Origin of the sequence: Pontibacter pamirensis, assembly GCF_010015475.1 — a bacterium.
Classification (GTDB): domain Bacteria; phylum Bacteroidota; class Bacteroidia; order Cytophagales; family Hymenobacteraceae; genus Pontibacter; species Pontibacter pamirensis.
The window spans coordinates 48,811-61,483 of record NZ_SSNI01000002.1 but is presented as its reverse complement, the minus strand read 5'-3'; the positions used below and the strand labels follow the sequence as shown (position 1 = coordinate 61,483).

Sequence of the window (12,673 nt, the reverse complement as noted above, 5' to 3'; positions counted from 1 at the left end):
GTTTAATGTTAAAACTGTACGTTTACTAATTCTTCAGGTGAGGTGTAGGTAGTGCCCCACCCCTGGTGTGAAACAGATTTAAGATGTAGAATTTTTCGAGCTTATGATGAAAAGAGACCCTAATGATTTAACAGCCAACTTAAGTAAAGATATACCGGCAGGCTTAGTTGTATTTCTTGTTGCACTCCCGCTTTGTCTAGGTATAGCCCTGGCTTCGGGTGCGCCACTTTTCTCTGGCCTTATTACTGGTATTGTAGGTGGCATTGTGGTGGCCTGGCTGAGTGGTTCTCAATTAAGTGTTAGCGGGCCCGCTGCCGGTCTGACGGTTATCGTATTGAATGGGCTTGAGACTTTGGGCACGTTTGAGGCTTTCTTGCTGGCAGTAGTAATTGCGGGTATTCTGCAACTGGTATTAGGGTTTGTGAAAGCAGGCGTAATTGGCCTTTACTTTCCTTCCTCTGTTATCAAAGGTATGCTTGCTGCCATCGGTGTAATCCTGATTCTGAAGCAGATTCCTCATTTTATGGGTGCCGACGAAGACTTTTTTGGAGAGATGTCGTTCTTTCAGCCGGATGGCCGTAACACCTTTTCTGAAATTGGATATGCTTTCTCTTCCATCCAGTTAGGTGCGTTGATAGTAGGGGTTATATCTCTGACTATACTGATTGCATGGGATACCGATAGACTCAAGCGCTATAAGTTCTTCAAATTAGTGCCAGGTGCATTGATTGTAGTGTTGCTTTCTATTGCCCTGAATATCCTTTTTGCAAATTACTTCCCTCAGCTTACCATTGCAGACTCGCACTTGGTGACTATACCTATCATCGGAAACGTTCAGGAACTTGGTAACGTGCTGATGCTGCCGGACTTTGGGTCTTTCGGAAACATTGATGTGTACATTGTGGCTTTCACAATAGGCATTGTTGCCAGCCTTGAAACCTTATTAAGCGTGGAAGCTGTGGATAAACTGGACCCACATAAGCGCCGAAGCGATACCAACCGTGAGCTGAAAGCACAGGGTGTGGGTAATATAGTGGCGGGTATGCTGGGTGGTTTGCCGATGACTGCTGTGATTGTGCGTAGCTCGGCAAACGTTGCTTCTGGTGGCCAGACAAGAGTGTCAGCCTTTGTGCATGGCGTGTTCCTTGTTTTATCTGTGTTTTTCCTTGCAACATTTCTTAACCTGATACCACTCTCTGCCCTTGCCGCCATACTGCTTATAGTAGGATTCAAGCTTACCAAACCTGCTCTGTACAAGAGCCAGTTCAAACTGGGCCATGAGCAGTACGTGCCATTCATTGTTACCATACTTGCTATCCTTTTCACTGACCTGCTGATTGGTATTTGTATAGGTCTGGCAGTGGGTATATTCTACATTCTGAAGGCAAACTACAATTCTCCATACTTTTTCCACAAGGAAGAATCCGCGAACCGTGATATCATCCGCATCAAGTTGAGCGAGCACGTGTCATTCCTGAATAAAGCCAGCATAATCATGACGCTGGATCAATTGCCTCACAACTGTCATGTCATCATTGATGGTGAGAAAACAGAGTACATTGATTATGATGTGCTGGAGGCAATTCAGGAGTTTAAAAAGACAGCGCATGAGCGTGACATTGTTGTAGAGGTATTCAATATTGAAGAGGTGAGTGTGATGGAGATGCACTAATTGGAGGTTGAAGCAAACTCCTTTGAGCGCTATGAACACATTAATAGTCTGATGCCGGAGCTTGTGGAGGCAAAAACATTTTAGAACATAACCAAGTTAGCCTATAAAACAAGAGACCCCTGCCATAAGCAGGGGTCTCTTGTTTTATAGGCTAACCAGACAAAAAATTAGCGGCCTACAAAGTAGCTCAACATCAGGCCGAAGCCAGCGTTACGACGTTCCCTGCCGGCAAACGGACCTTCATCATCAACTTTTTTAAGCCCTCCGTTGTATCTTAGCTCCAGGCCAAGCCCGTTGTCTGCACGATAACCGATACCTGCTGCATATCCAAAATCAATTGTATAAGGATGATCCGTGATGTCTGTTTTAGAGGAAGTGGTTGTGCTTCCGGAAATAACTTCACGCACCTGGCTAGCTTTAGCGATAAAAGACGCCTGTGGGCCTAAGTCAAAAAATAAACCACCGGCAGAAACGTGAAATAAAACAGGCACATCAACATAGTTCAGCCGGAAAGACTCTTCTACCTCATTGCTGCCGGATTGGGATGATGTTTTCGCACCTTTCGCTGTATACAGGGCCTCTAACTGGACGCCAATCAAGTCGGTGATGTGCCGCTGCAGCATCAGACCTGCCGTATATCCCACACGATAATCATAATCCCGGGTATCGTTGCCTGTAAACGTTGTATAGGTTGCTCCCGCTTTTACGCCAAGACTTTGCGTGTATCCTGTGGTTGCAGCCAGCGCCAATACGAAAAGCAGCATTATCTTTTTCATTGTATTCAAATTTATTTGTTATTTAATCAGGTTGATTTAATTTATGACTGGAAAAGGGAGAAGTTCTATACATGGCTGCTAATATAGAAAACATTGCTTAAGTTCTAACACAAAATAAAAACCCCACTGCAACTAGCAGCGGGGTTTTTATTTTGTGAAGTTACATCCACTATCCTCAAGTAGTACTAACATTAGTAGCCGTAAGAATGCGGCTGCCTATAGGAGTTTCTACCACTCATAGTCTCTGCGCGAAGACGATCCGTAAGAGTAGGGAGGTCCATTATAGGTGTTTCTTTTTGTAGAGCTCCTGTATCTGTCGTTGTCGTAGTCACGGTTACCGTAACGGTTTCTGCCACGGTTGTCATCTTCGTCACCAAACCAGGACTTTACTTTATCACTGGCTTTGTCAAAAAAACCACGGTCTTCATCGTTGTCCCTGTTTCTGCCGTAGTCAGAAGAATACCGGCCTCTGTCGGAGTCAGAAGAATAGCGGTTTCTGTTATTGTCTGATGAAGAGCGGTCTCTGTCAGAAGAGCCGTAATTAGATGTGGTATACCCTGTGCCATAGGTTGAGTTGCCATAGCCTGAGTTACCTCTATCTGAATTGGAACCTCTGGAAGAACCATACCCTGTAGCACCGGAACCTAAAGAACCATGACCATAGTTGTCTGATGATCCTGAACGGTAGCTGTTTGAAGATTCAAAGTCATTATCGGAACCGTAACGTCCTGAATAGCTTGAACCTGAATCGTATCCTCTGTCAGAGTTATATCTACCAGAAGAGCCGTAGTTACGGTTTCTGTTATCGTTATCATCGTCGCCTGTTATTCTGTCCCAGGCGTTAGATGCTTTGTTCTTGGTATTCTCCCAGAAGTTGTCATTGTCCTGGCGGTTTCTGTCGCTGCCATAGCGGTTGCCCGAACCGTAGTTAGAAGATCCTCCGTAGTTACTAGAAGAACCGTAACGGTCTCTGTCGCTGCCATAGCGGTTGTTCGAACTGTTGTCAGACGACCCGTAATTATAGTTATCGTCAGAGGTGCCGTATCCACCTGAACGGCCGAAGTTGGAGGAAGACCCTGAGTAGCCTGAGTTAGAAAAAGAGTCACGGCCTGAGCCACCTCTATTTAAGCGAGACATTCTTCTTTCTCTATCCTCTGGACCATAGTCTCCGGCATAGATATCTCTGTCATATCCCCCTGTCTGTCCTCTGTCATTGCTGTTGTAAGGGTTATTGGCTGTCGTTTTATAGCCCCCCGAATTTTCATAGCTTGTCATAGTGTTTATAGGTTTTAGTTAAAAAATCAATTTAGATATAGAATGCTCTGAATGGCATCATTCTATATAATTTTTTACGACTATAACTGCTTAAAGTTATTAACAGAGTACTTATCTATGTATAAGCCCGCAGCGCTGCTGTCATATTTTAGCGCTGTTTTTGACGTTTTTTTCTGTGCAACTAGGATGATCTTTTACACCTGCATGCGTGGTTTTGTTAAAAATTAAATAATTGTACTTTTAATTATAATTTTTATCACGGTGTAGCGTTGTAACATACATGATATAGGATATGTGGCTGATGTGTAGTGGTGTAAGCGTGTTTTTAATAAAGACGGCTATTTATATAGTATATTATGAATTGTAAATTTTTATGAAGGAAGTCTTTGACTTGTAAACAATGTTTTTAAAATTGCAGCATGCTTCTGGTAAGGGACCCGCTGGAGGTTGAGTCAAAGGAGTGCAAATTTATGCTACTTCCAAAGGTAGTTTTACAACTTTTAGCCAATTTTATGAAATTAAAAACAATGCTAGCCTCTATGGCAGCCGTATGTATGCTTACGGCATGTGAGGATTTGTTCGAGGACGGAAGCTTGCAGCCAGATGGATCTGTTCCAAGCTTAAAGGTCAACAGCCCCACCAGAAATCCTACTGTTACAGCTGCACAAGGGCTGCAGGTTTATGTAACTGTAGTAGACAAAGATAAAGTAGATAAAATTGACTTCAAGGTATTAGGAGCCAGCGGTGAAAAGGCGCTTATCGACTTCAGCAAAAAGTCTAACAAAACTGTAGTTGAATTCGATACATTGGTATCACTTAAAGGTATTGTGCCGGGTGATTATACGCTGAAAATCAGTGCTAAAGATAAGCGCACCAACTTATCAGAAGAAGAGGTTACATTCACTGTTGAATAAACAGGATTCCATCTTAGTGGAGCGGCAACTGTAGTGTATTTACGGTTGCCGCTTTTTTATTGAAGGAATATTTTCTAAAGAAATAGAACCGATGCCAGTGGAGGAACTTTAGTTTAACCTAAAACTGGTAAACCACCTGCCATTGCTCATTTAGCTTTAAGCCGGCATCAAAAGGTTCCCCTGTCTTCTCGGAGGTAAAGCCTTTTATCTTTGGTGTTTTACCTTTTGTAAGAAGTGTGGCTATTTGTTTATCCGTCAACTGTTTGCCGCCCATTTCAAAAGGCACCAGGAAACGGCATCCTTCCCTGAAGCGGCTGCACCCATAAGCTGTCTTGCCTTTCAGTAGTTTGCCTTGTTTGCAGCGCGGGCACTGTTCGAACGGATCTGCTGCAGGTGTCTTCTCTACTTTTTCCAACACCAATTGGTTTACTTTGTCTAATTTCAAAACCGCATCAAAGCTCTCGCCTTGTTCATCTTTAAAGCCTTTTATAGCAGGTGTTCTGCCTTTGCTGAGCAAAGTCTGCACTTGCTTCTCCGTTAGTTCCTTGCCTTGCTGCTCTATTGGGATGAGGAAGCGGCAACCTTCTTTATAACGGATGCAGCCGTACGCTTTGGAGCCTTTGAGAATATGGCCTTCCTTGCAGGCGGGGCAGGAGCCCAGACCGGCCGCTGCCGGAGCAGTCTCTTTCACTGCCTTTGAAGCAGCAGCGGCTTTCTTCTGAGGCTTCACCTGTTTAGTGTCCTCCTGTTGCGGCTCCAGGGTAACGGAGGCGGCATGGTCGTATTTTACCTCCTGTACCAGGCTGATGACGAACTCCTGCAGTTCCTGCAGGAAGGCTTCTGCCTTAAATTCGCCGCCCTCTATCTGGCGCAGCTTGCGCTCCCACTGCCCCGTCATTTCCGCCGATTTCAGCGTCTGGTTCCGGATTACACCAATCAGGTCAATGCCCATTTGCGTGGGTACAATCTTCTTTTTCTCCTTGCGGATGTACTGGCGCTTGTAAAGGGTTTCGATGATGGCGGCCCGGGTTGAGGGGCGGCCGATGCCGTTTTCCTTCAGCGCCTCTTTCAACTCATCGTCTTCCACCTGCCGGCCGGCTGTTTCCATGGCGCGCAGCAGCGTGGCCTCCGTGTACTCCTTCGGCGGGTTTGTCATCTTCTTATCCAGCAGCGGCTCGTGCGGACCATGTTCTCCTTTTTCAAAATTGGGCAGCACTCCTGCGGCTTCTTCTTCCTCCTTGTTTTCACCTTCCTTTCCTGCCGGTGCATCCGAAGACTTCACATCATCGGCTCCGTAGAGCACGCGCCAGCCCGGTTCCAGAATCTGCTTGCCCCGCACCCGGAACGTATAACCTGCCGATTCAGCCATCACAGTGGTATTACTCACGATACAATCGGGGTAAAAAGCAGCAATGAAGCGGCGTGTGATGATGTCGTACACATCTGCCTCACGGCCATACAGGCTGCCTGCCGCTGCGCCGGTAGGTATAATGGCGTGGTGGTCGGTTACTTTGTTGTTGTTGAATACTTTCTTCGTCTTCCGGATTTTGCTTTGCAGCAGCGGGGCCACCTCCTGGGTGTAGTTGCTCAGGCCCTGCAGGATGCCCGGTATCTTGGGGTAAATATCATCCGGCAGGAAAGTCGTGTCCACGCGGGGGTAGGAGACCACCTTTTTCTCGTACAGGCTCTGTACCGTCTTAAGCGTCTCATCCGCGGATAGGCTCAGCTTGTTGTTGCACTCAATCTGCAGCGAAGTCAGGTCAAACAGTTTGGGAGGCGACTCAGTACCTTTCTTTATTTCAACATCCGTTATTGTCAGCTCTGCCTGTCGTATAGCATCCAGTATCTTCTGCGCCTCTTCCTCTTTCTGAAAGCGGCCGTTGGTGCTGGAGAAGGTGGTATCGCGGTAAACTGTTTTTAGCTCCCAGTAAGGCTGCGGCACAAAGTTCGCAATTTCGTGGTGGCGGTTAACCAGCATGGCCAGCGTTGGTGTCTGCACCCTTCCGATGGAGAGCGTCTGGCGGCTGCCGTTAGCATACTTCAAGGTGAAGAGGCGGGTGGCATTCAGGCCCAGCAGCCAGTCGCCGATGGCGCGGCTTTTACCTGCCTGGTAGAGCGAATCAAACTCAGAGCCCTCTCGCAGCTTTGCAAAGCCCTGCCGGATGGCATCCTCAGTGAGCGACGAAATCCAAAGTCGCTTGAAGGGCTTGCGGTAGTTGGCCTCCGTGAGCACCCAGCGCTGGATTACTTCTCCCTCCTGGCCGGCATCCCCACAGTTAATCACCTCATCTGCTTTTTCAAGCAGCTTCTTGATGATATTGAACTGCTTCTGTACCCCACTGTCCTTCATTAGTTTGATGCCGTAGCGCTCGGGCAGCATGGGCAGGTCATACATGCTCCAGCGCTTCCACTCGGGGCGGTAGTCGTCAGGCTCACGCAGGGTACAGAAGTGGCCGAAGGTCCAGGTTACCTGATAGCCGTTGCCTTCATAATAGCCGTCCTTTTTCGATTTTGCGCCTAGTACCATGGCTATCTCACGGGCTACACTTGGTTTCTCAGCAATACAAACTTTCAAGCAGATCAGAATTTAGTCTTTCCAACAGAAGTCAAATTTAACGCTTTTGGCGCTTAAATCCGAACGCAGGGAGATGCCTCTGTTTTAAACAAAATGGTAAAACGGAGGTTTGCGCAGAAACAAAACACGTAGAAGGTATCGCTGTTATAACCTATTCAGGTATAACAAACAGTGTCAAAACACTATCTTTACTTTAATATATAGTGCCGGTAGCAAACCATGTCGACTAACAAAAAAAACTCATGTGCCAAGGCAGCCCTTGCTGCTGTCTTTTTACCAGTGTTTGCACTTGTCTTGCAGGCTTGCAACAAGTTTGAATACAGCCCTTATGAGGTGCGGCTAAAGGAGGATGAAAAGCATATCAACCAACGCAATGTAGCTCGTATAAAGGCACTTGGCATTAGCTCAGCCGATACGCTGCGTTTTGTCCTGACGTCTGATACACAGGGTTTCTATCAGTCCAACGAGGACATCGTGCGTCACATCAATGGCCGCCGTGATGTTGATTTTGTGCTGATAAGTGGCGACCTGACAGATTTTGGTTTGCAGAAGGAGTTTGCGCTGGTGCACGATAGCTTTAGGAAACTGAAGGTGCCTTACATTGCTGTTATAGGAAACCATGATGCCACCGACAACGGCAAGCAGGTATACAAGGCCATGTATGGCGACTTTGACTTTAGTTTTACTGTTGGAAGAAGTAAATTCATTCTGCTGAACACGAATAACCTCGAGTTCAAAAAGCAGGCGCCTGACCTGGAATGGCTGCAAAAGGAACTTGCCCAAAGCACAGGCTATGACCATACGTTTGTTGTGTCGCATATATCACCTACCAGCTTTGGTTTTGGGGAGGAGAAGGCGCAGCACTACGGGGAGCTGTTAAGCCAGCACAAGGTATGCTATTCCCTGCACGGGCACGACCATAACTTCAAGCATTACTTTCCTTTTGATGGAAGCGTCCCTTACCTGCATACCGGCACTACAGAGCAGCGGGAGTACATTGTGTTCACGGTAGTACCAGATACAGTTACCTTTGAGCGTGTAAAATTCTAGCGTCCTCCTATGAAAACAAAACTACTGTTATGGGTACTGCTCATGCTGCTGACCACAGTTCCATTTAACGCTAAAAGCCAGGGAACTGACAGCCTTGCCCATAAGAGATGGTACCAGCCTGATGGTGTAGTGCTGCAGTATGCAGGCAACATGGGGTTCTTATCTGTTGGACCAAGTTATAGTTTAGCGAAAAACAAGCTAAACGTGGAACTGCTGTACGGTTTTGTACCCAAGTATGATGCGGAGGAGGCATTGCACCTGCTGACCCTGAAAGGGGTGTGGTTGCCACTAAAAGAAGTAAAGCTAAACAATGATTATACCCTTACGCCCCTGCGTGCCGGCTTAGGAGCCAGCTACTATTTCAACGATCAGTTCCCGCTTACCTGGAAAGATGGGATACCGGCAGGCTATTACTGGTGGTCGAGTGGTGTGCGGGTGCTGGGCTTTGCCGGAGCAGGCATCAACCGCAACTTCGGCGATGACAAAACGATAAAAGGAGTAAGCCTGTACAGCGAGATAGGCACCTACGATCTCATCCTGACCTCCTGGGTGAAAGACGAGCGCCTGACATTATGGGAGATTGCAAACCTGTCATTAGGCGTGCGGATAAAATTTTAAGTACAAGTACAGTGACGGACTCAATAGGGTGAGAGGGGCTTTTAGCAGGATTTAAAGCGCTTGCAGCATCCGGACAAAAAACATAAGAGCAACAGGCCATGCAGCCAATCGGAAAAACAATAGTCGTTATAGGTGTGTTAGTGGTTGTGGTAGGGCTGGTTATATGGCTGGCTGGCGATAAGTTCAGCTGGTTTGGCCACCTGCCCGGCGACATACGCGTGGAGAAGAAAAACATGCGCTTTTACGCCCCCATCACCAGCATGATCCTGCTCAGCATCCTGCTCTCGCTCCTGATGTGGTTGTTCCGGAAATTCTTTTAGCCTCATGCTTTTTATGCTTAGGCCATAATGCCTAAATTGCCTTCGCCAAAGGAGTGCCTTTTCTTATGAAAATTAAGCTGCACAAAGATGAGATTGCCATCCTGACAATGGTGCTCGGTTTTCTTATTGCTTTGGCTTTTCGTTTAAACGTAGGGCAATGTTTTTCATCCTTTCCAAAACACTACACTTTTTTCTGATGCCCTTTATCTGGGTGCTCGTCCTTTTACTACTGGCGGTGTTCCTGAAATCTTTCAGGTGGAGACGCATCAGTTTGCTGGCCGCAGTAGGAATACTCCTTATCTTCTCTAATCCTTTCCTGGCGAATGAAGCCTGGCGGGCATGGGAGGTAGAGGCTACTCCGGTAAGTGAACTGGAGCACTATGATGTAGCCGTTATCCTGACTGGTGTAACAGCTTACAGGGAGGATATTCCAGACAGGATTCATACGCATAAAGGAGCTGACAGATTCCTGCACCCCTTGCAGCTCTATCGTATGGGGAAGGTGGATGAGTTTCTGATTACGGGCGGTAGCGGGCGCGTATTGGCGGGTGCTGTGCCAGAAGCAGAGCAGGTGGAGAAAGTACTGCTGATGGCTGGTGTGCCAGAAGAGGATATCAGGACGGAAGGTAACAGCCGCAATACCCGTGAAAACGCTACAAATACAGCCGCGCTTGTCGCGCAAAACCCGGAATGGCAAAACCTACTGCTGGTGACTTCTGCCTTCCACATGCGCCGTTCGGCGGGTTGTTTTGAGAAAGCAGGCGTAAATACCACTTCCTTCAGCACCGACTTTTACGCTTCTGAGCGGCGCTTTACACCAGACGAAACCATCATCCCGAGTATACACGCCTTCAGCAACTGGCACCTGCTTATACATGAAATGACAGGCTTTGTAGTCTACAAAATTTTGGGCTATTGTTAAGGTGATTTCATGCTTGTAAGTGTAGCGGTTTCCAGTGTATTTAGAAGACGCTTGATTCTGCTTTCAGGAATATTGAAACTAAATGTACTGTAGCAGGTAAAAGTAGATATACTGTAGCCACTGTTTTTGAGCACAACCTCCGATACCGCCATCCTTCTGTTTGCACATGCAGCAGCGCATGAAGTAAAATCTAAAACTTTTTCTTCGTGGCACAGTGCGCATGTCAACCAAAAGATTGCCAAAGTTCTGCTGAAGCACACGATCAGGACAATCAATAAGTCTGGTATTCCGTGCTTTACTGTGTTTACAGAGCAGCAGAAGGGGAGGACTTTTGGCGAGCGCCTGGCCAACGCTTTTCAGGATGCCTTTCAGGCAGGATATCAGCGGGTGATATGTGTGGGAAGCGATTGCCCCGCCCTGTCCCAGGCCGACCTGCAACAGGCAAAAGTGGCCTTACAAGGCCACCGTATGGTGGTGGGCCCCGCCTCCGACGGAGGTGCCTATCTTATCGGGCTGCACATCGATTCCTTTAATCCTGAAGCCTTCGCAATGCTTAACTGGCAGACAGAGCAGGTCATGCAGGAGCTGTCTATATACGCTTTCCGGCAGGAGGCTCGCCTGGATGCTTTTGAGCTGTTACAGGAGAAAGCTGATATTGACACAAAGGAAGACCTGAGCTTTATCTTGCAACAGCTGCCACTGCTGAACAGGCTTAGAAGGCAGATACTGTTCATATTAACAAAAAAAGCAGCGAAAGAACATGTGCTCCGGGGTTTACTTCAATATCGTTTAGGTAAGCATATCCTTAACCTGCTATTGCGGGCGCCTCCATTCCAACCGCAATAGCACCCACTTTTTCTGAACAATGCAGCACCTGACAGGTTGCTGCTCTAAGCACTTTTGCACTTACAGCCAAGTTAGTAAGAGGCAAAACGTGTTTATTTTACCTCATCAGCAAATCTATAATATAAATGGCAGGAGCAATCTTTTTGCTGCTGACCTGCTACTGTATTTCCTAAACTATATAAAATAACATATCATGAATAAGACCTACTACAACCCGGCTGACCTGTCGAAGTTTGGCAACATTTCAGAATTGCAACCGGAAATGGGACGCAAGTTCTTCGACTACTATGGCGAGGTGTTTAAAGAAGGTGCTCTGACGGAACGCGAAAAGGCGCTGATTGCCCTCGCTGTGTCGCATGCGGTGCAGTGCCCTTATTGCATCGACGCGTACAGCACCGACTGCCTGGAGAAAGGAGCCGATGAAAACCAGATGATGGAGGCCGTGCATGTTGCCGCAGCCATAAAAGGCGGCGCGGCGCTGGTGCATGGGGTGCAGATGATGAACAAGATAAAAGAACTCTCGATGTAGCCTATGGGATCTACCGTAAAATCACTCAAAGGGCAGCAACACGAGCTGTCTGACTCTTCCTTTCAGCTGAATGTGCTGCAGGCGCCAACACAGCACGGGGAGCAGTTCCCTGCCTTTGCCAGGCGCCTGCAGGAGCATGACCTTTACCCGCTGAAGCCTACAGGCACCACTATCCTGCAAGTGAACATGGGCAAGATGTGCAACCAGACCTGCAAGCACTGCCACGTAGACGCTGGCCCGGACCGCAAAGAGATTATGACGCGCGATACCATGCAACTGTGCCTGGATGCGCTGCAGCAGTCGCCGGACATAACCACCGTGGACCTGACAGGCGGTGCCCCGGAGATGAACCCGGACTTCCGCTGGTTTGTGGAAGAACTTTCGAAACTGGGGCGGCAGGTAATGGTGCGCTGTAACCTGACTATTATTCTCGCCAATAAAAAGTACCATGACCTGCCGGAGTTTTTCAGGAAGCACGGAGTGCATGTGGTGTCTTCGTTGCCTTACTTCCAGGCTTCGCGCACAGATGCACAAAGAGGTGATGGGGTGTTCGAGAAATCTATTAAGGCGCTGCAGATGCTCAACGAGGTAGGGTACGGCCATGAGGGCAGTGAGTTGCTGCTGGACCTGGTGTACAACCCGTCCGGGGCTTTCCTGCCAAGTGCGCAGGCCTCGTTGGAAGCGGAGTTCAAGCGCAGGCTGCGCAGCGGCTACAGTGTCGAATTCCACAACCTGTTCTGTATTACTAACCTGCCCGTAAGCCGCTTCCTGGATTACCTGGTGCAGAGCGGCAACTACGACAGCTACATGGAGAAACTGGTGAATGCATTCAATCCCGTGGCAGCAGCGGGCGTGATGTGCCGTAACACCATCTCCGTTGGCTGGGACGGGCACCTCTACGACTGTGACTTTAACCAGATGCTGGAGCTGAAAGTGGAGCAGGGTTCTTCCCATCACATCCGCGATTTTGACGCAGCAGCCTTAGATAAACGAAACATCGTGCTGAACCAGCACTGCTACGGCTGCACAGCCGGAGCCGGCTCTAGTTGCGGTGGCGAAACGGTGAAGTAAATTGTTGTTGATTGTAAATCGTTTATTGTTGTTCGTGGGGTAATGAAGCAGTTGAATTTTAGCAGTCACCAGCTTCCGCTCATTTCAGAGGCTTTCAAACTTTCT

Annotated in this window: 12 protein-coding genes; 9 read left to right on the top strand and 3 right to left on the bottom strand. The window is 47.8% G+C overall.

Annotated elements, in window-relative coordinates; genetic code table 11:
- The first annotated feature begins 103 nt into the window (after window positions 1–103).
- Window positions 104–1,672 carry a SulP family inorganic anion transporter gene (locus E1919_RS03120; protein WP_237143969.1) on the top strand — a complete coding sequence of 523 codons (1,569 nt, stop codon included), beginning with the start codon at window positions 104–106 and terminating at the stop codon, window positions 1,670–1,672.
- Between the two features lie 167 nt (window positions 1,673–1,839).
- Here E1919_RS03120 and E1919_RS03115 read toward each other — a convergent pair whose 3' ends face one another.
- Together E1919_RS03115 and E1919_RS03110 are read right to left on the bottom strand one after the other, a co-directional pair.
- Entirely contained in the window at window positions 1,840–2,448 is a 609-nt protein-coding gene (locus E1919_RS03115) for a porin family protein (RefSeq protein ID WP_162051879.1), read from the bottom strand.
- A 228-nt stretch (window positions 2,449–2,676) separates the two neighbouring features.
- The gene (locus E1919_RS03110; protein WP_162051878.1) at window positions 2,677–3,723 is read right to left on the bottom strand and encodes an SWFGD domain-containing protein; all 1,047 of its coding nucleotides are present in this window, start codon (window positions 3,721–3,723) and stop codon (window positions 2,677–2,679) included.
- Between the two features lie 512 nt (window positions 3,724–4,235).
- Here E1919_RS03110 and E1919_RS03105 point away from each other — a divergent pair.
- A complete protein-coding gene (locus E1919_RS03105) occupies window positions 4,236–4,637 on the top strand; it encodes an Ig-like domain-containing protein (RefSeq protein ID WP_162051877.1) in 402 nt (133 codons plus the stop codon).
- A 118-nt stretch (window positions 4,638–4,755) separates the two neighbouring features.
- On the opposite strand, the gene E1919_RS03100 is transcribed toward E1919_RS03105, so the two are convergent.
- Entirely contained in the window at window positions 4,756–7,212 is a 2,457-nt protein-coding gene (locus tag E1919_RS03100) for a type IA DNA topoisomerase (RefSeq protein ID WP_162051876.1), read from the bottom strand.
- A 219-nt stretch (window positions 7,213–7,431) separates the two neighbouring features.
- Between E1919_RS03100 and E1919_RS03095 the strand changes: the two genes are divergently transcribed.
- From E1919_RS03095 to arsS, 7 genes are all read left to right on the top strand, one after another.
- On the top strand, window positions 7,432–8,262 hold the full coding sequence (locus E1919_RS03095; protein ID WP_162051875.1) for a metallophosphoesterase family protein: 831 nt from the start codon (window positions 7,432–7,434) through the stop codon (window positions 8,260–8,262).
- Window positions 8,263–8,271: 9 nt separating this feature from the next.
- Window positions 8,272–8,880 carry a hypothetical protein gene (locus tag E1919_RS03090; protein WP_162051874.1) on the top strand — a complete coding sequence of 203 codons (609 nt, stop codon included), beginning with the start codon at window positions 8,272–8,274 and terminating at the stop codon, window positions 8,878–8,880.
- Between the two features lie 98 nt (window positions 8,881–8,978).
- Window positions 8,979–9,200: a DUF2905 domain-containing protein gene (locus tag E1919_RS03085; RefSeq protein WP_162051873.1), complete on the top strand. Its 222-nt coding sequence runs from the start codon at window positions 8,979–8,981 to the stop codon at window positions 9,198–9,200.
- 157 nt (window positions 9,201–9,357) lie between these two features.
- Window positions 9,358–10,122 carry a YdcF family protein gene (locus E1919_RS03080; protein WP_162051872.1) on the top strand — a complete coding sequence of 255 codons (765 nt, stop codon included), beginning with the start codon at window positions 9,358–9,360 and terminating at the stop codon, window positions 10,120–10,122.
- A gap of 126 nt (window positions 10,123–10,248) precedes the next feature.
- Window positions 10,249–10,968, top strand: a complete 720-nt coding sequence (locus E1919_RS03075) for a DUF2064 domain-containing protein (RefSeq protein ID WP_162051871.1) — start codon at window positions 10,249–10,251, stop codon at window positions 10,966–10,968.
- A gap of 193 nt (window positions 10,969–11,161) precedes the next feature.
- Window positions 11,162–11,497 carry an arsenosugar biosynthesis-associated peroxidase-like protein gene (locus tag E1919_RS03070; protein WP_162051870.1) on the top strand — a complete coding sequence of 112 codons (336 nt, stop codon included), beginning with the start codon at window positions 11,162–11,164 and terminating at the stop codon, window positions 11,495–11,497.
- Between the two features lie 3 nt (window positions 11,498–11,500).
- Entirely contained in the window at window positions 11,501–12,568 is a 1,068-nt protein-coding gene (gene arsS / locus E1919_RS03065; protein ID WP_162051869.1) for an arsenosugar biosynthesis radical SAM (seleno)protein ArsS, read from the top strand.
- The last annotated feature ends 105 nt before the right edge of the window (window positions 12,569–12,673 follow it).